20 protein-coding genes are annotated in these 21,668 nt (G+C 38.5%); 1 reads left to right on the top strand and 19 read right to left on the bottom strand.

Annotation, left to right across the window (positions count from 1 at the left end):
* Positions 1-13: 13 nt before the first annotated feature.
* From ACFSCZ_RS14825 to ACFSCZ_RS14735, 19 genes are all read right to left on the bottom strand, one after another.
* Positions 14-1,210: a glycosyltransferase gene (locus ACFSCZ_RS14825; protein ID WP_380774883.1), complete on the bottom strand. Its 1,197-nt coding sequence runs from the start codon at positions 1,208-1,210 to the stop codon at positions 14-16.
* A complete protein-coding gene (locus ACFSCZ_RS14820; protein WP_380774882.1) occupies positions 1,179-2,375 on the bottom strand; it encodes a glycosyltransferase family 1 protein in 1,197 nt (398 codons plus the stop codon). Before ACFSCZ_RS14820 ends, ACFSCZ_RS14825 begins: the two co-directional genes overlap by 32 nt.
* Positions 2,376-2,391: 16 nt before the next feature.
* Complete coding sequence (locus ACFSCZ_RS14815; protein ID WP_380774881.1) at positions 2,392-3,471, bottom strand: EpsG family protein; 1,080 nt, start codon at positions 3,469-3,471, stop codon at positions 2,392-2,394.
* 22 nt (positions 3,472-3,493) lie between these two features.
* Positions 3,494-4,387, bottom strand: coding sequence for a glycosyltransferase family 2 protein (locus ACFSCZ_RS14810; RefSeq protein WP_380774880.1), 894 nt, complete (start codon positions 4,385-4,387; stop codon positions 3,494-3,496).
* Positions 4,384-5,499, bottom strand: coding sequence for a glycosyltransferase family 1 protein (locus tag ACFSCZ_RS14805; RefSeq protein WP_380774879.1), 1,116 nt, complete (start codon positions 5,497-5,499; stop codon positions 4,384-4,386). The genes ACFSCZ_RS14810 and ACFSCZ_RS14805 overlap by 4 nt, the downstream gene beginning before the upstream one ends.
* Positions 5,484-6,641, bottom strand: a complete 1,158-nt coding sequence (locus ACFSCZ_RS14800) for a glycosyltransferase family 4 protein (protein WP_380774878.1) — start codon at positions 6,639-6,641, stop codon at positions 5,484-5,486. The genes ACFSCZ_RS14805 and ACFSCZ_RS14800 overlap by 16 nt, the downstream gene beginning before the upstream one ends.
* Positions 6,641-7,522, bottom strand: coding sequence for a UTP--glucose-1-phosphate uridylyltransferase GalU (gene galU / locus ACFSCZ_RS14795; protein WP_380774877.1), 882 nt, complete (start codon positions 7,520-7,522; stop codon positions 6,641-6,643). Before galU ends, ACFSCZ_RS14800 begins: the two co-directional genes overlap by 1 nt.
* Positions 7,523-7,537: 15 nt before the next feature.
* Complete coding sequence (locus tag ACFSCZ_RS14790; RefSeq protein ID WP_380774875.1) at positions 7,538-9,364, bottom strand: polysaccharide biosynthesis protein; 1,827 nt, start codon at positions 9,362-9,364, stop codon at positions 7,538-7,540.
* Between the two features lie 285 nt (positions 9,365-9,649).
* Positions 9,650-10,306, bottom strand: a complete 657-nt coding sequence (locus ACFSCZ_RS14785; RefSeq protein WP_380774874.1) for a CpsD/CapB family tyrosine-protein kinase — start codon at positions 10,304-10,306, stop codon at positions 9,650-9,652.
* Entirely contained in the window at positions 10,293-11,033 is a 741-nt protein-coding gene (locus ACFSCZ_RS14780) for a YveK family protein (RefSeq protein ID WP_380774873.1), read from the bottom strand. The genes ACFSCZ_RS14785 and ACFSCZ_RS14780 overlap by 14 nt, the downstream gene beginning before the upstream one ends.
* Before the next feature lie 118 nt (positions 11,034-11,151).
* Entirely contained in the window at positions 11,152-12,945 is a 1,794-nt protein-coding gene (locus ACFSCZ_RS14775; protein ID WP_380774872.1) for an ABC transporter ATP-binding protein, read from the bottom strand.
* An 11-nt stretch (positions 12,946-12,956) separates the two neighbouring features.
* Positions 12,957-14,129: a nucleotidyltransferase domain-containing protein gene (locus ACFSCZ_RS14770; protein WP_380774871.1), complete on the bottom strand. Its 1,173-nt coding sequence runs from the start codon at positions 14,127-14,129 to the stop codon at positions 12,957-12,959.
* A complete protein-coding gene (locus ACFSCZ_RS14765; protein ID WP_380774869.1) occupies positions 14,129-14,602 on the bottom strand; it encodes a lasso peptide biosynthesis B2 protein in 474 nt (157 codons plus the stop codon). The genes ACFSCZ_RS14770 and ACFSCZ_RS14765 overlap by 1 nt, the downstream gene beginning before the upstream one ends.
* A gap of 4 nt (positions 14,603-14,606) precedes the next feature.
* Positions 14,607-14,912 carry a lasso peptide biosynthesis PqqD family chaperone gene (locus ACFSCZ_RS14760; RefSeq protein ID WP_380774868.1) on the bottom strand — a complete coding sequence of 102 codons (306 nt, stop codon included), beginning with the start codon at positions 14,910-14,912 and terminating at the stop codon, positions 14,607-14,609.
* Between the two features lie 13 nt (positions 14,913-14,925).
* On the bottom strand, positions 14,926-15,849 hold the full coding sequence (locus tag ACFSCZ_RS14755) for an aldolase (RefSeq protein ID WP_380774867.1): 924 nt from the start codon (positions 15,847-15,849) through the stop codon (positions 14,926-14,928).
* A gap of 77 nt (positions 15,850-15,926) precedes the next feature.
* Positions 15,927-16,103 carry a paeninodin family lasso peptide gene (locus ACFSCZ_RS14750; protein WP_380774866.1) on the bottom strand — a complete coding sequence of 59 codons (177 nt, stop codon included), beginning with the start codon at positions 16,101-16,103 and terminating at the stop codon, positions 15,927-15,929.
* 6 nt (positions 16,104-16,109) lie between these two features.
* Positions 16,110-18,071, bottom strand: coding sequence for an asparagine synthase-related protein (locus ACFSCZ_RS14745; RefSeq protein ID WP_380774865.1), 1,962 nt, complete (start codon positions 18,069-18,071; stop codon positions 16,110-16,112).
* Positions 18,072-18,143: 72 nt separating this feature from the next.
* Positions 18,144-18,275, bottom strand: a complete 132-nt coding sequence (locus ACFSCZ_RS14740) for a paeninodin family lasso peptide (RefSeq protein ID WP_380774864.1) — start codon at positions 18,273-18,275, stop codon at positions 18,144-18,146.
* Positions 18,276-18,289: 14 nt separating this feature from the next.
* Positions 18,290-20,227 (bottom strand): asparagine synthase-related protein, encoded by a 1,938-nt coding sequence (locus tag ACFSCZ_RS14735; RefSeq protein ID WP_380774863.1) that lies wholly within the window; start codon positions 20,225-20,227, stop codon positions 18,290-18,292.
* 259 nt (positions 20,228-20,486) lie between these two features.
* Here ACFSCZ_RS14735 and ACFSCZ_RS14730 point away from each other — a divergent pair, with 259 nt between their 5' ends.
* Entirely contained in the window at positions 20,487-21,368 is an 882-nt protein-coding gene (locus ACFSCZ_RS14730; protein ID WP_380774862.1) for a DMT family transporter, read from the top strand.
* Positions 21,369-21,668: the final 300 nt, after the last annotated feature.

Genomic DNA, 21,668 nt, shown 5'->3' with positions numbered 1-21,668 from the left:
CCCCCCCCCTTTCTCATCCCCCAATAAGCCTATATAACTTTTCCGTTTCGTCACCGTTTCCATAGTCTTTATGGGTAACATTTACTTCAAGTCTTTCTTTAAGTTGTCGGTCTGTAAACAGCCGCTCTATCCCCTTGGCTATACCTTCTGGGGACAAGGGTTGTATCAGAGCATCGACCTCATTTTCCGCTTGGCTATTTGCTGTGGGGAAATCAGTCATGACCACGGCTTTCCCCAGTATCTGGGCTTCCCTGATCGTTACTGCTTTCCCTTCATATCTGGATGGTTGAACATATATATCGCAAGACTGAATATAAGGATACGGATTTATCTTCTTGCCAAGTAAAATAAAATGATCCTGCAGGCCTTCATTTTGAATCGTTTTTTCCAAATGCTCCTGTAAGGGCCCAAAACCTACAACGTACCATTTAAATGAAAAACCACATTCCACCAGTTTCTTACACGCCTTTATCGCAAGATCAAGTCCTTTGGCATGAGAAAGCCGGCCAACTGTTAACAGAGTAAACTCCGCATTCTTTTGCTCCATTTCTATTGCTCGTTCTGCAGCCTGTTGTTTTACTATTTCTGGTGAAAGAATATTTTCTATTACACTCGCTTTCTCTTTAAAGTCAGGATGTTTTGTTAAGAAATGATGTAGACACTCATCCGATACTGCCACAATATGGTCAAGCCCATTCCACATTTCGTTTTCAAGCTTTTTATTTAAGTAGATGTTGGAGTAATCTGTATGGATCCAGCCAATCTTTTTCCTGGCTTCAACTTTCTTGGAAATAAAATAATGCGGCCATAGAAAGCTGATTGCCGCATCGTATGGTTTATGCAGTTTTGGCAAAAATGGATTGGACAGCTTCCATCCATATTGAATGTTTAAATAACCTGGTTCATCAAGATTTTTGATCCGACCATGTATAGTACTCGCATATTTGGCCAAAAACCTTGCAATTCCAATTGAATAATGTCCGGCTTTAACTGCTTGGAAAATAGACATTCTGAAAGTGGAGTACTCCGGAACCTCTTCCAATAATGTAGGTTCTGAGGGGAGGAGTGGCATAAACTCACCCTCATGTTTAAAGAGCATGACATCTACCTGATACTTGCTGTAATCCAAATGATGTAACAAGCCTAACAGGCTCCTTTCCACACCTCCTATGGCTAAGTCAAACGATGTGATCAACAGATTTTGCTTCATTTGCCCATTCCTCGCTATTTATCTTTTGATAACTTTTTAATCCATATAAATTCATCCACTTTTGAATACTTGCTTTCACGTGAAATCCCTTTTTAGTTAAGCGTTTTTCAATGTCTATTTTACTGGGTCTTTCATTTTGAATTTTTTTTTGTACAGCCTCACTCCATGCCTCAACCCCATCATCGAGGTCTATATATTCAGCCAATCCAAGTCCCATATCCGTTTCTATGGGAACTTGGGAGGAAGCCACACATGGGACTCCTGAACATTGGGCTTCCAACATAACGATGCCAAATCCCTCAAACAAGGACGGAAACACAAAAATATCAAATCCTCGCATTAATCTGGGAACATCTTCTCGGACTCCTAAAAATCTCACATAATCTTGGAGACCCAGCTTTTCCGCCTCCTGCTCTACTATTACCTTTAAGGGCCCATCCCCTACAAATACAGCGGCAAATGCCTGATCCTTTTCCCTTAATTTCTTTAATATCGACAGGATATAGATTTGATTTTTATATTTGGAAAAACGTCCTATATGGCCGATAATTTTAACACTTTTATCTAGCTTGAATTCCTCATGCAGAGAAAGCTTTTTACCGTAGCTTGTAAGATATGGTTCAAGGTCAATCCCATTTTTTATGATTTGAACCTTTTCTTTATCCACTGCTCTTTTTCCAAACAAAAAAACAGCTGCGTCATGACTGCAGCTGCATATTTGTGTAGAAAAAGATTTAATCATTAATCTTAAAACAGGAAGCACAGCAACAGCAGCTGCTGAATTTTTCATCCAGTGATTGCTGTGAGAATGACAGATACGGTGTTCAATGCCCGATAGTTTCGCAGCCAATGCAGGAAAGCCGCCCTGAAAATCAGTATGAATATGGACGGCTGCATATTGGTTTATATTCATCACTTTCATTACATTTTTCACATATAATAATGGGCCGGAATGGCCCAGACTGAGGATATAATAGATCTTACCGCCCAGCATCTCGATTTCCTTTTCAAACTCATCCGTCCCAGCTGAATGGGATATAAAATCAAATTGAACTTTTTCACGGTCTATGTTTCTGTAAATATTCATAATTAATGTTTCTGCCCCTCCTCGGTCCATTGCACTCACAACGTGTAAGATCCGAACAGGCAATTTCTTATCAGTCATCTATCCCCCTCCCGGGTCATAACAGAAATTCATCCAAAACACTTTTAAATTCTATTTGTAATGTTGTTACATTTTCATAGAAATAATAAATAAAATAACAAACTAAAATAGCAAAATAGACAAATCTTTGATCTTTAGGATGAAACAACTTTACAACCCATGAAATAAGAATCAATTGATACAAGTTAAAGTAGATCGTGAATCTGGCAAAAATCCAATTTTGAGTAGATACAATCATAAAAACTAATCCCATTAAAGACATGTTGACAATCACATCACTATACGGGAATATCTTTCTGAACTTATGCCTGCCAAGATAAGCTATGAGAAGCGGAGCGGCTGTAACAGCTACACGAATTTTACTGGCACCGCCTTCCTGAAAATCCGAATAATAGCCATATTGTGTATTTTCTATTGCCGAAAATAAAAAGGCGGAAAAATATTCATAACCAGCTGTGATGGCAACGCCAATAACCATTAACAAAAACGTTGCAACTGACCAAGCTCTGAGTCTTACGATAAAATAGATCGGGATCAAAACAAGAGCGCTCTGATGAAAAGTGGAAGCGATCAATACAACTATAAAATATCTGACCATGTTGCCTTCAATTAGATATTTGGTTGCTGCAAAGAGAATAGCTGCTGTCAAGGTTTGCCTGATCCCATTCATAGAAACTAAAAAAAGCCCGCCGGTTATGTATACATAGAGGGAGAGCTCGATCATCCTAGAATATTTTGCAAGAATCCACACAATAAGAACATTAGTAATAAGTGCGGTTGTAAATAATAAAATCTGCGGATCTTCCGAGAATTGCTTTAGCGTTTTTTGCAAGAGCCAAAAACCGACATTTTCCTGTTCTGCAACATCTGCCCACTCAAAATCATTGGTTTCGAAGGCGTGTTTATAGAAATACGTATCTCCAATATTCGTCCTCAATCCCGCAATAACCACCAATGAAGCAAGCGAGCCAAATATGAGCGGCTTATTTGGAATAATCGGTATTACTGCCTCAGCCGCCAGCTTCTGTGTGGAAAAATACCTTGCAAGAAAGGCACACATAAAAACAACAATAAGATTGATCCATAATAAAGTCATGATTTTTCCTTTCAAATGAAGCTTACTTAACCCGGACACCCCTGTTTTGATACAAAAGATAAATGTAAAGTAATATTCCAGGCGGTATAGCCAAGGCCGTTAAAACCCTGCTTGGTGAATCTTTTATAAACTGCTTATTTTGCAAATGTATGCTGCATGAAACATAATGAATGGCTTGCCGATATTTAAATGTCCAGCCTGCAAAACGCAGTTGCATCAACTCTTTTCTATAAAATGCAAATCCTTTGGGATTTCTCCAATATTGCTTTAGCATATTTAACGAAGACCCATCAGGTAAATATTCCACGCAGCACAACACTTCATTCAACAGGAGCATTTCATATGTTTGATCGATCATGTAATATTTATAGGCTAATCCTACATATTTTTCATTTTCGAATAATGGATAAGGGTACTGCCTCGTTAGTTCTGTACGATAGACAAGCTTTTTGTCTCCTGTGACCCCGTGTTTATAATATAGATCAAATAAAGTAGAGGCCTCCAGGTTTTTCGGCAGCATTGTTCCAATCACCTGATTGTTCAGGTCAGCGTCCAGACCTATAATACCGCTCATTTTTTCATTCCCATACTTTTTCCAACAATCGGTGATCTTTTCAACAGCATCATCGGGCATGAAATCATCTGAGTCAATGCATACATTTAACTCTGTTTCAATTAGTTGATAAGCTGTATTATGGGCACCGTGCATCCCCTGGTTTTCCTGCCAATAATATTGAATTTCAATTTGATTTTCCCGCATCCAGCCTTTTACCATCTCTTCCGTCTGATCCGTCGATCCATCATCAATGATGAGCCATATAAAATTTTTGTTTGTTTGGCGAACCAAGCTTCGATAACAATTTTCCAGACAATATGCACGGTTGTAAGTGGGTGTGAAAATCGTTAACAGTTTCATATTACTCTCCTTGAACAAGACAAATAGCAGCCTTCTAAAAAGCCCGCTGACGAAGTGATATCATAACCTTTATTAAGAAAGGCTTTTCTTGGATTGACTCTCTTTAGCTTACCGGCAGTTAACCTTAACATTTCCTCAACCCATTTATTTCTATCACTTAAAGAAGCATAATGAATGAGACCTAAGTTTAAATCTACTTCATCAGAAATCCGCTCGGATATTAAGCATGGCAATCCGGCTCCCTGTGCTTCTATGACTGAAACCGGTAAACCTTCATGCTTTGAAGGAAGAAGAAAGAGATCGAAAGCTTGCAGTAATCTATGAATGTCACTGCGCAACCCTGCAAACACAACTTTATGACCTACATTCAAATCTAATACTTTTTGTTCTATTTGATTTCGCAATGGACCATCTCCAACAAGGAATAAAACAGCATTCTCTTTTTTCTTACTAAGCTGACAAAATACATCAATAAGAAATTGATGATTTTTCACTTTGGAAAACCTGCCAACATGACCTAAAACAAGTGAATCATGAGGGATACCAAATTCCTTCCTGACTTCTTTTCTTGTATTTTCAGAAAATGTAAAACTCTCACTGTCAATACCATTTTTAATAATGGTGGTATTCTTCATGCCGATCGGATGAATCCACTCCGCAGCTTTTTTGGAACACGCCAAAAAATGTGTGGCGTTTTTCAATAGCAACTTCCCTGAATACCATTTATATGCTCTTGCTAAAATATTTCCCTCACTTCCGGAACTGTGAATATGTGCAAATCTAAAAGGGATTCCAGCCTTATTGGCTTCCCTAAGAACAATGCCGCTCATTTTATCCATATGTGAATGAATAACTTTATAATCGTTTTCCCCGAAAAAGTGCTGTAAGCCTTTCACATATCCATAGTGGCCAACATCCGTTATATAAGGAATACGTTGAACTTTCCCACCCATTCTTTCAATTTCTTGATCAAATACACCTGGTTTACATGTCAAAAAATCAAATTGAATTTTCGTACGGTCTATATTTCGATATACATTCATAATGAACGTTTCAGCACCGCCCCGATTCATATTAACCACTGAATGTAACACTCTTATTGGACTGCCCATTGAACCTCCTCTATACCTCCCATAAACCTTTTGTAAATTTCAATCTGTTCTTCCAGCGTTTTTTCTAGACTATATTTACTCATTACTATTTTTCTGCTTGCTTTTCCCATTTCTTTACGTAATATTTTGTCCCTTGATAAAAAAACCATTTTATCCGCCATGGCTTCAGGATCATTTTTGACGAGCCATCCATTTTGGCCGTTTACAATAAGCTCTCTATGTCCCCGATTATCGACAGCAACAATGGGCAGCCCGCATGCCATTGCTTCTAAAATATTAACGGGCAAGCCTTCGCGCAGACTGGAAGCAACAGCTATGTCACTCATTTTTAACAAGGTATCAATATCTTTTCGATATCCCAGAAAAAAAACACTGCTTCTGATGCCGTGCTTCTTTGCCATCCGCTTACATTCATTCATAAGGGGGCCCTCACCCGCCAAAAGAAGCTTTGCTTTGGGGATCTTTTCCTGTAAAGCAGCAAATGCAGCAATCAGAATCTTCTGATTTTTATTCCTGTTAAATTCAGCCGCATAAAACATAATAAAGTGATCATGATCAAACTGATAATTGGCTCTCAGTACTGATTTTGTAAATTCTGTTACAGGGAAAAAGGTATCTGTATTCACTCCCATACCATGTACATGTGCAATTTGCTTAGCTTTAAAATGGCGGTTAACCGCAAGGTGATAATCTTCTTCATTGATCGTGATTAAACAGTCCGTGTATCGGGAGAGCCATTTTTCAATAGGATAGTATAAAAGCCAATTCTTCCAGGAGGATCCTTTACAAAAGTGAAAGCCGTGAGCAGTATAAAGCATCTTAGTATCATTAATTCTTTTATTTATTGCTGCAAGCCTTGATAATACTCCCCCCATAGGAGTGTGACAATGAATGATGTCATAATGATTTTGTTCAATAATCTTCTTTAGCTCTTTATATGCATTCAAATTCTGACGCCGAAAAGGCGACCGATCGATAGGTATGTTAAACCTTTGGTCGACAAAAGGAATACTTTCATTTCCGGCTGCTGCCATATGAACTTCCCATCCCCGGCTTTTAAACCATTTGAGATAGGGAATATGAAAAACACGGAAATGATAATCCACTGTTGCACAAAACAATATTTTATTAGCCACAAACATCACCCGATCATTTGTTTTTCTATTACTCCGGATAAATAATCCAACAGTTTAGTTCGTATTTCCGGCCTTTCAAGAGCCATTTCAATTGTCGTTTGAATAAAACCTAATTTCTCCCCAACGTCATAGCGGACCCCATCAAAATCGTATGCGTAAACAGCCTCCAACCGATTTAAACCTGCTATGGCGTCGGTGAGCTGTATTTCTCCTCCTGCTCCTGGCTTCTGCTCAGCCAAAAGCTCAAAAATGCTTGGACTTAAAATATACCGGCCCATAATAGCAAGGTTTGATGGAGCTGCTTCTTGCTTTGGTTTTTCCACTAAATAATTCACTTTATATAGCCGATCTTGTATAGCATTGGCATCAATGACTCCATATCTGGAAACTTCTTGTTCTTCTACCTGTTGGACCCCCAATATAGATGCATTATATCGGTCATATTGGTCCATTAACTGCCTTAAGCAAGGCTTTTCTGCTTTAACAATATCGTCCCCCAGCAAAACGGCAAATGGTTCCTCCCCGATAAACTTTCGTGCACACCAAACAGCATGCCCCAACCCCTTCGGTTCTTTTTGTCGTATATAATGGATATCCACCAGTTTTGAAGATTTTTGAACTTGGGTCAGCAACTCAAACTTCCCTTTTTCAATCAAGTTTTGCTCAAGTTCAAAAGAATGATCAAAATGATCTTCAATCGCACGCTTTCCTTTACCTGTAACTATAATAATATCTTCAATACCTGACTCCATCGCCTCTTCAACAATGTATTGAATAGTTGGTTTATCCACGATGGGCAACATTTCTTTGGGCATTGCTTTTGTCGCGGGTAAAAATCGGGTTCCTAAACCTGCCGCTGGAATAATCGCTTTCCTTATTCTTCCCATTTATCATCACTCCAGTTACATGCTCATATATGCTTGATACTTTGCAGTTGTCTGTTCATTTGCCAGCATTAACAGCTGTTTTCGCAACTCTTCCTTTTCTGAGTTGGTATAAGAATGTATTAACTTTTCAATTTCCCTATAATTTAGCTCTGAACTCTTACCTATATAAATGTTTGGGTACACCTGATGCTCATGAATTTCATCAGGCTTCAGCAGTTCCTCAAATAGTTTCTCTCCTTTTCTTATCCCTGTAAACTTAATTGGAATTTCCTCAGTTGAATATCCCGAAAGCTTAATAAGGTTTTTGGCCAGGTCTACAATTTTGACAGGGTCTCCCATATCCAAGACAAATATTTCCCCGCCTTTGGCCAAAGCTCCCGCTTGAATCACCAATCGGGAAGCCTCAGGTATCGTCATAAAATAACGTTCCATTTCCGGATGTGTAACGGTAACAGGGCCCCCTTTTTCTATCTGTTTTTTAAAGATGGGAATCACACTCCCCCTGCTTCCTAATACATTCCCAAATCTTACAGCCACAAATTTGGTTTCACTCATCCGATCCATATGCTGTATAACAATTTCAGCAAGTCTTTTCGAAGCTCCCATTACACTTGTGGGATTTACAGCCTTATCCGTAGACAGCATGACGAAAGTTTTTACCCTATGCCAATTGGCTGCTTCAGCAATATTCTTTGTACCGATTACATTGTTCTTTAAGGCCTCTTCCGGGTTTTTTTCCATTAACGGCACATGTTTGTGAGCTGCGGCATGATAAACTACATCCGGTTGATACTGTTCCATGACGAACATTATCTTTTCCAAGTCTTTCAAATCAGCAATCTCAGTTTCTATGTTTATATGTAATTCGGCGAACTGTTCATTTAACTCACGTTCAATGGAATGAATGCTATTTTCCCCATGTCCCATAAGAACCAGCTTGGAAGGTCTAAATTGACAAATTTGCCGGCAAATTTCAGATCCAATGGAGCCTCCTGCACCTGATACCAAAATAACCTTTCCAGTGATATACTCTGATATGCTTTCAATGTTTAACTCGACCGGCTTTCTTCCCAGTAAGTCCTCCACTTGGACATCACGAAATCCATTTACAGTAATTCTTCCTGAAACGAGATCTTCCAGCATAGGCAGAATTTGAGTCTTGGCCTTCGTTTTGGCACATTGAAGAAAAATTTGATTAAGTTCCCTTTTACTTAGTGAAGGAATGGCAATAATCACATGTTCTACATTTAACTCTTTTACAGTATTTTCCAACTCCTGAATATCACCCATTACAGGCAGGCCCAAAATGTCCAGGTGATGTTTCTTTCGATCATCATCAATGAAAGCAACGGGAAGTAAATCCGTATCATTGCTTTTAAGTAATTGTCTGGCGACCATAGTTCCTGCCGATCCGGCACCAATAATAAGTGTTCTTTTTTTATTGGCACCTTTATTTAAATAATGATCTCGGAATATTCTCCAACAAAATCTTGATCCACCAATCATAAACAAATGTAGAAGCCAGATGACAGCCAGCAGCCTAAAATGAATCTGTCCGATTACCGCCTGCTGAACAATACCAGTAATCAGAAGAGAAAAACTAACTACTTTAAAAATAATGATAAGCTCACCTACGCTCGCATACTCCCATGCTTTTTTATACAATTTAAAGACGAAAGAAAGCATATGATAGCTTATCAATATGGAAAAGATGCTTAGCAAAATAGAAAAGGTAAATACATGAATGGTGGCCCCGGTAAGAAATTGACTGAGAAAAATACAGGCAATCATCATGACAGAATCCGCTGCAATAAAGACAGATAACCTTCTTCGATAGGTCAAAATTCCTCCTCCAATCAATCAATTGATCTCTAACATAAAAAGCTTAGTTTTGAGGTTTTGTGAATAAAAGTCGAAATATATGAAACTTAAAACCCCACAAATAAACTTTTTATTAAAAGTGGGCATCAAACCCTCCCTCACATCAAACCAGCGACGACAGGCGTCTAAGGTTAAAACAACCCACGGAATGACCGAGTGCCTCCATTTATAATGGTAAGGAGACATTACCACACCAAAACAATTGTTATATTCTCAATAAAGAACAACAAAACAAAAGAAAACCTTTTAGTCGTTTACTACAGTGCCTATGATTTGAGTGTTAGCAAATTCCAGTACTCGTTTGGATTCAAATATACTGTCTAGACTTGTTTTATTTTTTTTCACTACCAGAACGACCCCGTCGCATATATGCGCCATCACTTTAGAATCGGTTAATTTTAGTAACGGAGGTGAATCAATTAGAATGATGTCATATAAAGGTTTGACACGCTCCAAGAGATTAACCATAGATTGGGATGCGAGCAGTTCAGCAGGATTGCGAGGATTTGTTCCCCCTGTTAGAATATCGAGCATGCCAATTTTTGAAGATACAACTGCTTCCTCAAATGAGGCTTTGCCAGCAAGAACATCTGTCAAACCAACTTGGTTTGCCATCTTAAATGTACTGTGAATATCAGGTGATCTAATAGCTCCGTCAATTAATAATACCTTTTCTTTTTGCTGTGCCATGGATACCGCAATATTAGCAGTTATTGTTGATTTCCCTTCACCTTTTCCTGGTGACGTCACTAAAATAATGCTGCTTTTTTTCTTCCCATTGATAAAATGGATGTTCGTCCGAATGGTACGAAATTGCTCAGAAACGACAGACTCGGGATTCGAATGAGTAACGAGAAATCTTTTTTTTTCTTTTTTCATCTTTCTTCTTTTATTTAAGGCCAATTGTTTCACCCCGAAGTTCTACTTTTTCTTTTTTCACTTTCTTTTTAAGAACATTCCGCTTATTCATCTTAGAAACACTTCCAATGACTTGGATTCCAAGTAATGTTTCAATGTCTCGTTCTGATTTTACTGTTTCATCCAATGAATCTAAGAGCAATGTCAAGCCTATTCCGATAAAGATACCTAGAATTGCTCCACCAAGAATCATCATCATTTGGTTATCTTTGTTTACAGGAGTAGGGTTTACTTGAGCTTTAGACAGTAGAAGTATCTCTTCATATTCAATTGATTTTGGAACATTTTCCTGAAAAATCGCAGCAGTTGTGTTAGCAATATCCGCAGCCCTATTGGGATTTGTATCTGTTACAGTGATGCTCATAACTTTGGAACCATCAATATTTTCAATAACAATTCGATTAGCTAATGATTGAGCCGATGTGCTCAATCGCAGCTCTTCTATTACCTTTTCCAACATGGAAATGTCCGTAATGATTACTTCCATTGTTTTCCTTGATTCCCCGTCTGCTTGAATCACCATATTTGTTGAGGCTTCGAAGAGAGGCACAGTTTTATTTTTACTCGTGTAATACCACGCGGCTCCCATGAAAAAAACAGCCAATAGAATTGCGATCCAAAATCGTTTTTTTACTGTCCTATATAAGTCTTTCAGGTTAATCTCCTTGGGTACTCTCTTATCTTCACTGTAAATTTGGTTCAACCGATTCATAAAAGACCACCTTATTTGTCATAGTAGTTCCCAATAAAGAACATTAAATTTAAAAAAATTTATATTGTGCTCCTTAACGCTATTTTAGTTCTTTATAAAGAACAAGTCAATCTTTATTTTACAGTGATAATTTTATTTGTTGCTTCAGAAGGTGATTGAACATACCTCTCTGCTCTTTTGCAAGGTCTCTAAACTCACCTTGCTGAATAATTTCTCCTTTGTCCAATACAATCACCTGATCAGCATTACGAATGGTGGAAAGCCTATGGGCGATTATGATGATCGTCATTTTTCCTTTTAACTTTTCTAAAGCTTCTTGAATGTTGGTTTCATTCTCTGAGTCTAAAGCACTTGTGGCCTCATCCAGTACAAGGATGGTAGGCTCTCTTAAAATGGCGCGTGCCAGTACAAGACGCTGGCGTTCTCCACCCGATAATCTAATACCTCGATCACCGATCAACGTATCCAAGCCTTGCGGTAGCCTTTTCACAAAATCATCAGCTGCTGCAAATCTCAAAGCATCCCATAATTGATCTTCCGAAGCATTAGGCTGTATTAAAGATAAGTTTTCTCTTACTGTTGTATTAAACAAAAATGGATCCTGAGGGACGTAACTGATCGATCGCCTTAACGAGTGAAGGTTTCTTTCTGTCAACTGAATCCCATCCAAAAGTATTTCTCCCCGTTCAGGTCGATTCAATCCCATCAACAAATCAACCAAAGTACTCTTCCCAGCTCCTGACTTTCCGATCACTGCGGTCATGCAATTTGAAGGGAAAAATACATCAATATTTTTCATTGCATATGTATTTGCCTTTTTGTTGTACCGAAAAAATACTTTCTTACATTCTATTCCTTTTTCAATTACAATCGGTTCACTATTCGTAAAGTTCTCCTGTTCTCTCGCTGTCTGTGATTCTTTTTTCAATTGAATTACAGACTCTAATGCCGGTATAGTTGCTGCAATTTGTTCCATACTTGCTTGAATTCCAGTAACCCTCGGCCATAGCCTTCCAAAAATTATGATAATCAACATTAATTGAGCAGCCTGGGCATTAAACAATTGTACCGATAAAAAAATAAAAATTGCAATTAACACCGCTGAAGCTGATTTATAATAAAATTGTGATGCTGTTTTCAACGTAGTATATTCAAGTTGTTCGTCATACATTCTTTGGGTGATGGTATGAGACCATTCCACTCTAGAGCGTTCCAATGTATTACTTTTGATTTCTTTCATGCCATTAAAACTATCTGTGATCCCGGCCAGAAAGCTTTGGCCAATTTCAGATGTCCTGCTGCCTAACATTCGTGACCTTCTTATAAACCCACGGGAAAAAACGGATAAGATCAGACCGCTTCCCAGAACAAACATCGTTATTGTTGGTGAAAGCATAAAAGCTATAGCCACCTGGATGACAGTAAAGATCATGGAGGCCATCAATTGTACTAATGTGTTTATTCCTGCACTGACTCTTCCTAATTCAGCTGTGATCGTATTAATGATGTCTGTCTTTCTTCTTCTAACATAAAAGTCCCAATTTGCATAAAGTAAATCTCTGTATATTTCCCTACGCAAACTTTTCGAAAATCCATGTTGAATTTTAACATTCTCTATTGTTATCATTCGTTGGAGAAAGCTTTGCAAAATATTAATGAATATAAAGACAACGAGAACGAAAGCCAGGCCTCCTAAAGAGTCAAATAATTGTTGAAGGTAAAGAAGAGGCTTATTGAATGATGTTCCTTCAGCATGGAAGTTCACAATACCGCTGTAGTTGATTACAGGAATGAGGAGGAGCAAGCCAATACCATCCAACAGTCCAATGAACACCATTCCAAAGACGTTTATATAAAGCTTTTTTCCGCTATAAAGATAAAGCTGTTTAAAAAAATATAGGAATGGCTTCATAAATTAACCTCCTAAGTAATGGCATGTTTCTTGACCTTTCTGAACATCCAAAGAAAAGGACGAAGAGGAAAATACAGTAAGTGCATACTTTTTGGCAAAGGAAACGTTTCGGCATCTGTATAGTAAGGATGCAGCATACTCAGCAAATAAAACATCTTTTCCTTACGAGACATTAAGGAATACAAATATTTCTTATGATATTTAGAAATTTCTATAGGAACCGGATCAGTATGTAAATTGACCATCTTTTCCATATAAAAGACCGTTTTTTGTGCGAGTTCCGCCGATTCATCATTCAAGTAGGAGTTCATTTCTTTTGGAATATTCGTACCTAAAACCTTTGTTGCCAAAGTAAAAGCTTGCGCACTTACATGACCATACCGGAATTTTTGTATATGTTTTATTATTCTCGCCCATTGTATATCGTTTTTCGCCATTCTGTGTATATCCACCAGCCACCTTAAACGTGACCAGGCATGCCTTGCTCCATGAGTCATTAAAGCAAAAAATAGGTCTTCATCTCCCAAATAGTAAGTCGGATGGCAGATAAGATCTGTTTTCTTTTTTCTCTCCCATAATTCATTAAAACTTGGCTCTGTACTTGGAAATGGATTTAACCTCCAGTGGATTTCAACCTTTGTTCCTGTATCTCTATGATAATAAGTAAAATGGTGGTGTCTCCAAGTCCAGTCATTTAAAAGGCTTTGGATATACTCGTCTTTCTCGTAGCCCTGTTCCAAGAGCAGGTGCTCTGCTTTTTCAAGATCTTCAAAAGAAACAAGGAGATCAATATCACTGCAAGTTCTTAACGAGAGATCACCATATAATTCATGAGCTAAAATGGGACCTTTAAGAAAAAGAGACCTAATATTTTTATTTGAGAAAAGCCGGCTGATATGTTCCATAACTCCACATAGATGAAGCATTCTAAAGGTGCTTTTTCGATAAAGCTCTTCCAATGAATCTACGACATGCTTTGGAATAAAGTTGTATTTTTGTTCTGAGATGCGTACATAAAGCAGAGGAAAAAGCCGATGGTGCACGGCCATCTTTAGAAATTGCTCCCAATGAATACGGTCATATTCATGTTTTTGAACTGTTTTTTCGGAATTGCTGATCATTCGCAATATGAGCATCAGTTCTTTAGGAACCTCAGTCAGATGGAGGCTGATTTTATGATCCATTACTTTCTCTCCCTTTGGTTAGGATCGATTTTTTTTGCAAACATACCTACGGTTGTAAACCTTTGCATTCCTTCAGAACCAGATACATAAAATGGACCGCTTCTAAGCCAGGCATGTGCAACCATCTTTCCTGATTTATCCCGTGAAGTCCCCAAGTAGAGTGTACTTTCGACTCCTCTTTTTTCCAGCATTTTCATTCCCGCCATTGCCTTTACCAGACATTGGCTTTCCCAAAATGTATATCTGCTCATAATGTGGATAGCATGTGAAATATTTTTGATTACAGCAATCTGTCCTTCATTTATCTGATCCCCTGTTTCTTCCATCGGCTCCCCGAGAGCCGGTGCTATTTTTTTAAATGGAAATAACTTCAACATCCGGGCCCAGCCTAAATATAAAAAAGCTTCTATTAGAAGAAGAAGTGTTTTCGGGGACTGAGAATTAAGGGTTTTTGCTTTGGATATGATTCCCATTTTGTCACCCTGTCGGTTGGTCATGGGCCACTTCAATAAGATCTTCCATTATTAATTGACTCAGAAAGGAAAGAACCTGATCTTCACAGGTTGCTTTATCCACCTGAAAGTCTTCCAACAGGGAAGATACGAGCTGCTGTACAGAAATAGGCTCTTTCATGAGCTCCCAAATTCGGCCCCCTGTTTCACCGAGGTTGTAATATTTTCCCTTTTGGATACTCAGCATTACCTTCTCTGCACCCATATCACTTACAATATTTCCCTGTCCCTGAACTACCTTATCAGCAAGTGAATTGATTGGAACTTTCATTATGATCCTCCTTTTAACGGATGGTTTCTAAAATAAAGGCTGTCAAGTTGTGTACAGTGAATTTATGGTGCGGCCTCCGCAATTGGTATATGTCAGTCTTTTGAATGATTTGCGTTGTTAATTGAAAGTGCCATTCCATTAAGCCCAAACGCCCCAATAAAAAATTTCGGTAAGTATGTCTAAAAATTGTGTGGAGCCGATCCAATTTTTCGGTAGGAACTATATTTGGAGTTCCGTTTTTTATTTTAATCAGTTCATATATTCCCGCTAATTCTACCGGATCCCCTGCAAAGTGTGATTGTACCGGTACCGCAAATTTTTTCTCTCGATCTATGATAGGCTTAAAGTTAGTGGGTTCCATATCAAAAGCCTGGAGGCTCTCTTCCCACAATTTCTGTTGCGGGTAAGCCGGAGTCACTATAGGCATACCTTCCGTCTTTAGTTGTACAGGAATTACATCGTCACTAATTAATTGGTAACCTTTTTGTAAAAATGCAGAGGCCAACGTTGATTTCCCTGCTCCTGATTCCCCTACAATGGCATATGCCTTACCTCCAATCATAATTGCACTGCCATGCAGAGGAAGTATCCTTCTTTGCATTAATAAAATACCCATACACGTTCCCAATAAATAAAGTCGTATGTGGTCCAGGCTCGAACTTCCAAAAGCAGAAATTGAGATGTGCGTACCATTTTGAATCCGGTAGATTGCGATATCAGGAACATGAAACAGCACAGCATCTCCTAATATAGAAAAATACTGATTGGGATATGCAGTTTCTTCCCATAGCTCTGATAACTCATCCAATTCGACTACTATATCAATATCTTCTTCGTTTGAATGAATCGGGATTTTTTGAAGTTCCGGCAAAGGTATGATACTCTGAATCTTAAATCCAAAGGCTTTATAATAATATGATTCGAGTGTGGTTGTCATAGTTATTTCTCCAGGCTTTTATTTTACAGCTCTTATCATCGACCAATTGCCGGTCCAATGTATAAGAGCTGCTTTTGTCAACTGTCTAAACCATTACCGCCTTTATCCCGACAACTTGCGTTAGATCTTCCTGGATGTGTTTCAGTTTTTCCATCAGAAACATCAAAGCAGTCGGCGTTTGCATTTCCAGGCCCATTCATCGTCATGCTTATATCGAGTATTTCTAATTCCGGCAATCTCCAATTTCTCTTCATCTTTATTCACCCCCTTCCATATCGAGCGCCTAGTAAAAACCGGTGAATAATTACACTTCTTGTTAAAATTTTAAAATCATCTGTCCATACAAAGTTGGAGGGCGGATCATCACTTAAATCTTTATATATTTTTTGAATTACTTTTTGATCAATAAATTCGGCCATTGTTGAATCCCTGGACAATACAGAAAGCTCTTCTTTGAAATTTTTCCAGACCGGTCTCATTCGGTGAATAGTGTCAGCTCCTTGTATTCCACGTGAATAATAATTGAGCCTCACCTGATCAGGAAGAATATTTTTCGTTGCTCTTCTTATAAAAGAGCGTTCTATGCCGTCTTTTACGTATTCCATTTCTGGAACTGACAAACAAAAACGGATCACCCTTGGATCATTCGTTGGATCCCTGTCCCATAGAGAATAACGCAAAGACATTTTTGTTGTGGCCGTACCGCTTTTATTCCAAACATGGATCTGATCATAATAATCCCTTCTGTATTGATTGAGCTCTCCGTCCACGCGGCCCGAAATATGAACAGCCTGCGTAATTTTTTCGTACACGTTTGTTTTTCGTGCTAATTGCGGATTAATATAGGAAGGAAATTGATCATCAACTTGTTTTTTCCGAGACGCTAATCTGTGCATTATCGGAAATGCTTTTCGGGCAACTATAGGCAGCATAAGGGTTTTGCCACACCTGTAATTTACACAATAATCAGTTATCTCTTGATTTAATCGAAGAAGCCGCAGCCCCTTTAATAAAGAAGCATAATACTCCAGGTTTAACCTTTCTGATCCCCAGGAAATCGAATGGTTTCCCCTGGCCCCGTTCAACATAATTTTAACTCCATCATAGTGAGCCTTTTCGTTAATGCCTTTTAGCCAAAACGCATTTTCAAAAAATTTATAAGGCATTTCCATGATCTCTAAGAAGTCATCTATTATTGAGAAAGGATCCACTCCCTGAAAGTCCAAGTAATTATCCCGTATGTTGCCTGTATACTTTACTGTTTCTTTAATAAATGGTCTTTCGTCGGCGATATAGTACATGGGAGTCCAATCTTTAAATGTGTTTTCAGGAATAGAACTGTAAGTGTACAAAGGCCTGGAGTGCCTTTCCTGTTCTTTTGCTGCAAAACTGACAACGGAACCCGAATCGAGTCCTCCGCTTAAATGAGAACCTACCTCACCGTATGTACGCATTTTTTCTGTGACCGCTAATTGAAAAACATCACAAAAAGCTTCCCGGTATTCTTCCTCCGATCCTAATTTCAATCGTTCAACCTGTCCTACATACCAATATCTTTCGATTTTTACACCTCTTTGATTTACAGTGATTGTATGTCCAGGGGGCAGCTGGTTTATTGGTTTATAAACTGTATGATTCATATCTATACTTTCTACTATGGTAGGAATCGCAATGAATTCTGCCATCCATGTTTCGTTGACCGTTCTTTTGATATATGGGAGTGTAAACAAGGGCTCGATAAGTGTAGAAAACACAAATCGCTTCGTGTCGTTGTAATAGTAGAAAGTACGCGCACCCGAGAAATCCCTGGCTCCAAATAGAGTTTGGTTCCTCTCATCCCAGATCATAAAAGCGAAATCTCCTACTAAATAATGAAGAGCGTCTTTTCCCCATTTTACGTAGGATAAGAGAATCAGACGGCTGTCAGTGATTGTTTTTCGCTGTGTTTGATCAACCTGCAATCTCTCAAATAATTCCCTCCTGTTATCTATCATAGCATCGGCAGTGATCGCCAATCGCAGTTCTCTGTCGTAAAAAGGCAGCCGTTCTCCAATGGATTCGGTTGTAATCCATTGATAATGACAACCCATAGTAATATTCTTATCAGACCACATGTATCGGTCATCGGAAGAAAACTGCTGAAAAGCTTCCATCAAACAAGTGCAATTTTCAATACTATTAGATGGATTGTCATAGTTTAAAACGCCGCAAATTGCACTCATACGATCCCCCCCATAATGTAACGTATCCATCTGCTTTGATCTCAAATATGAAAATCAAAGCAGATTTGTCTTTTAACTAAATGTCAGTTCATCAAAGTGTGCACCTGCAGAAAAATCAGCATCCAAGTGATTTCCGTTTTTACCCAACATTGTTTGACTTATGTCCAACACTTCAATCACAGGCTTTTCCCACTTCTTCTTCACTTTTTCACCTCCTTTTAAACGAATTTTTGTAGAAAACGCATGGTTATCAAGCTGCGCATGAGCTTTTTAAGATTTGGATCAACAGAAAGCTCCGGCTTTACGTGAGGTACTTTTTTTAAGGTGTCACTAAGATTTTGAACATTAAAATATTCACGGAAAATTTCGTTACTTCTAAGGTTCTCCAATTCATTTATAAATTCTTTCCAATAAGGAGTCATCCTGTGAACCCAGTCAACCCCTTGTACCCCTCTTGTCTTTTGGTTCAACCTTACATTGTCGGGCAGGATATTTTTAGTGGCTTTTCTGATTAAAACACGGTCCAAACCTTTTTCAACATATTGACTTTCGGGGATAGACAGACAGAACTTTACTACCCTAATATCGTTGGTAGGATCTCGTTTCCATAAAGAATGCCTGAATGAAAGCTTTGAAATAAGGGTGTTTCCGGTATTCCATGGATGTAAATACCGCAATAGCAACTGACGCTCATCATAAACAGTTGCTGCATTTACCCATCCATGCTTTCCGATCCCATATCTTTTTAACTTTTCATAAACATGAGTTCTTTTGGCGAACTCCGGATTGATCATATTCGAGAAATGAAGATCGTTATCCTTGGGATACAATTTTTGGATGAAAGGAAAACTGTCACGAACCACGACCGGCAATCTTCCAAGACGCGGGCCTCCTACTTTATAACAATAATGATTCAGCTCGGTCAGTAATTTGAGCCACTTTAATCTTTTAAAGAGAATGGAATAATACCCCATTGCATAACCCCACGAGACTGAATAATTCCCCCTATCTCCGTTTAAAAGAATTCCGACATGCTGATCACCAGCATATTCAAAAATGCCTTTCAACCAAAAAGAGTTTTCGAAAAATTTATAAGGCATTTCCATAATATCCAACATTTCATCTATTTCCGTATAAGAATTTTTTCCTTTAAAGTCCAAATAATGATCAGTTATACCTCCGACATATTGTACGGTGGATTTAATATAGGGAGTTTCATCAGCAAACAGCTGTCTTGGCGTAAAGTCTTCAAAGTCATCGGGCGGAACATAGCTAAAAGTATGAAGCTGCTGTTTTTTTTCCCTCAATACTTTTGCGGAAAATCCTACAACAGATCCTGAATCCAGTCCTCCACTCAATTGGGCTCCCACTTTGCGGAAAGTTCGCAGACGTGAATGAACAGCCTTTTGAAAAACATTTTGAAAAGCTTTAATATATTCCTCTTTGGAACTTAACTTTAATTTTTTATCTGGATAAAAGGAAGCATATCTAGAAATCCGAATATGGTTTTTGTTAATTAAAATACTATTTGCAGGAGGGATTTGGTAAACATTTTTATACGGTGTCATATAAGCGCCCACTGTATCTATTGTTCCAGAGATGAATAGATGTTCAGCAAGCCACTCTTCATTTAGTTTCATTTCCACTCCTGATAATCCTAATAAAGGTTTGATTGTTGAACAAAATGCAAAGCGGAATGAATCACGGTGAAAATATAATGTACGGTATCCCGACATATCCCTGGCACCAAATAATTGCTGTTGTTTATCATCCCAGATCATAAATGCAAAGTCACCAATTAAAAATTTGGGACAATCAATACCCCATTTTTCATAAGCCAATAATATCAACTGGCTATCTGGTATTGTCTGTTGGTCAGAGCGGTCTACATTGAGCTTTTCAAAAAGCTCCTGGCGATTATCAATAATGGCATCAGCAGTTATGGCAATCCTTCGTTCATAATCGTAAAAAGGAAGCTGCTCCCCAATTGATTCAGGTGTAATCCACTGTACATGGCAGCCCAGAAAGATATTAGTTGATTGCCATATTTGTATATCATCTGCAGGGAACATGGACAAGTTGGCCATCATTCCAACTCTGTCTTTCCTAAGAATGGGCTCATCATTAAGTTGAAAAATGCCGGCAATCGCACTCATTAAAATCCTCCGTTGTGCTTAATAAAGAACATAAAACCCAAAAAAATAAACGTATGGTAACATTATAATCGTTTTTATTGTTCTTTTTAAAGAACCAATTACAGATAAGATACCATCAAACCAATGTACTGTCAATGCAAATTTCAAACTGTACATTATTTTACAATTAATGAAAAGGTGGTATTTAACTAGTTTCCCAACTATAATGAACTAGTAAAAATAATTCTAAGACTATACATATGTTTTGGAGGAACACTCAATGAGTAAATACATCGGAGAAATAGGCCTCTTTTTAACAGCAATCATTTGGGGCAGCGGCTTTGTTGTTACGTCTATTTCATTGGATTACTATTCTGCTTACCAAAATATGGCCATCCGCTTTTTAATTGGAGGAATGGTTTTAGGCCTTGTTTTTTTCAAAAAAATAAGATCCATAACGAAAGAAACGATAATGAAAGGTACAGTCCTCGGTTTCATCTTATATTTGGCATTTGCCCTTCAAACCGTCGGACTCCAATACACAACGCCGTCCAAAAATGCTTTTTTAACCGCCGTCAATGTTGTCGTTGTCCCACTAATAGGGTGGGCCATATACAAAAAGCGGATGGACACATTTGAAGTAACCGGAGCCATATTGGCACTGGCCGGCATTGCATTCTTATCGCTTCAGGGGGCAGGCGGAATCAATGCAGGGGACGTCCTCTCTTTTCTGTGTGCCATCGCTTTTGCGTTCCATATTATTTATACGTCCCTGTTTGTTAAAAAAGAAGATCCCATACACTTAACTGTCATTCAGATGATGGCTGCATCAATGCTCGGGTTTATCGTTTTGTTATTCAGGGGGGAAGCAACTGTACCCATCACAGACAGTGCGATATTCTCATTGGTTTATCTTGGCGTTTTTGCAACGGCTGCTGCGTTTTTATTGCAGACCGTTGCCCAACAATTTATCTCAGAAACAAAGGCTGCCATTATTCTTTCAACGGAATCATTTTGGGGAATGGTGCTTTCGGCAGCGATACTGGGAGAGATCATTACACTTAAAATGGCGATCGGAGCGGCTTTTATTTTACTTGCTATTTTTATATCGGAGACAAAGCCGGCTTTTATTAAAACAGCCTCTGTACGTGAAAAAGTATAGATCGGCATGCAAATCATCCATAAGCTAACGCTTTTTCTTGCTGAGATGGTTCGCTCCCGGAAGCTTTTCTGGTCCTGTCATTTCGATTGTACTGGAAGGCCTGTACGCCGAGTCCAGATATCAATTCCAGCATCCATTGCCGTCTATATTCATTGCGATCGTTCATCCCAATAAAGGGGGCTGTCTAAATAGCCCCTAAAATAAATCAGGAGGAGAAAACCGAATCGTTTTTCTCCTCCTGATTTTGCATTTGTGGGCTTTTTTCCTAAAAGCAGCTGGCGGATGCCCGCCACTTTCAGG

Origin of the sequence: Siminovitchia sediminis (assembly GCF_042680885.1) — a bacterium.
Lineage (GTDB): Bacteria > Bacillota > Bacilli > Bacillales > Bacillaceae_C > Siminovitchia > Siminovitchia sediminis.
Note: the sequence above shows the minus strand (reverse complement) of the source record. Positions and strands in the feature narration are given on the sequence as shown.

Bases quoted from the DNA above. Each gene is read 5' to 3' on its own strand.
- ACFSCZ_RS14825 (WP_380774883.1), bottom strand. From the start codon at position 1,210: ATGAAGCAAAATCTGTTGATCACATCGTTTGACTTAGCCATAGGAGGT.
- ACFSCZ_RS14820 (WP_380774882.1), bottom strand. From the start codon at position 2,375: ATGACTGATAAGAAATTGCCTGTTCGGATCTTACACGTTGTGAGTGCA.
- ACFSCZ_RS14815 (WP_380774881.1), bottom strand. From the start codon at position 3,471: ATGACTTTATTATGGATCAATCTTATTGTTGTTTTTATGTGTGCCTTT.
- ACFSCZ_RS14810 (WP_380774880.1), bottom strand. From the start codon at position 4,387: ATGAAACTGTTAACGATTTTCACACCCACTTACAACCGTGCATATTGT.
- ACFSCZ_RS14805 (WP_380774879.1), bottom strand. From the start codon at position 5,499: ATGGGCAGTCCAATAAGAGTGTTACATTCAGTGGTTAATATGAATCGG.
- ACFSCZ_RS14800 (WP_380774878.1), bottom strand. From the start codon at position 6,641: ATGTTTGTGGCTAATAAAATATTGTTTTGTGCAACAGTGGATTATCAT.
- galU (WP_380774877.1), bottom strand. From the start codon at position 7,522: ATGGGAAGAATAAGGAAAGCGATTATTCCAGCGGCAGGTTTAGGAACC.
- ACFSCZ_RS14780 (WP_380774873.1), bottom strand. From the start codon at position 11,033: ATGAATCGGTTGAACCAAATTTACAGTGAAGATAAGAGAGTACCCAAG.
- ACFSCZ_RS14775 (WP_380774872.1), bottom strand. From the start codon at position 12,945: ATGAAGCCATTCCTATATTTTTTTAAACAGCTTTATCTTTATAGCGGA.
- ACFSCZ_RS14770 (WP_380774871.1), bottom strand. From the start codon at position 14,129: ATGGATCATAAAATCAGCCTCCATCTGACTGAGGTTCCTAAAGAACTG.
- ACFSCZ_RS14765 (WP_380774869.1), bottom strand. From the start codon at position 14,602: ATGGGAATCATATCCAAAGCAAAAACCCTTAATTCTCAGTCCCCGAAA.
- ACFSCZ_RS14760 (WP_380774868.1), bottom strand. From the start codon at position 14,912: ATGAAAGTTCCAATCAATTCACTTGCTGATAAGGTAGTTCAGGGACAG.
- ACFSCZ_RS14755 (WP_380774867.1), bottom strand. From the start codon at position 15,849: ATGACAACCACACTCGAATCATATTATTATAAAGCCTTTGGATTTAAG.
- ACFSCZ_RS14750 (WP_380774866.1), bottom strand. From the start codon at position 16,103: ATGAAGAGAAATTGGAGATTGCCGGAATTAGAAATACTCGATATAAGC.
- ACFSCZ_RS14745 (WP_380774865.1), bottom strand. From the start codon at position 18,071: ATGAGTGCAATTTGCGGCGTTTTAAACTATGACAATCCATCTAATAGT.
- ACFSCZ_RS14735 (WP_380774863.1), bottom strand. From the start codon at position 20,227: ATGAGTGCGATTGCCGGCATTTTTCAACTTAATGATGAGCCCATTCTT.
- ACFSCZ_RS14730 (WP_380774862.1), top strand. From the start codon at position 20,487: ATGAGTAAATACATCGGAGAAATAGGCCTCTTTTTAACAGCAATCATT.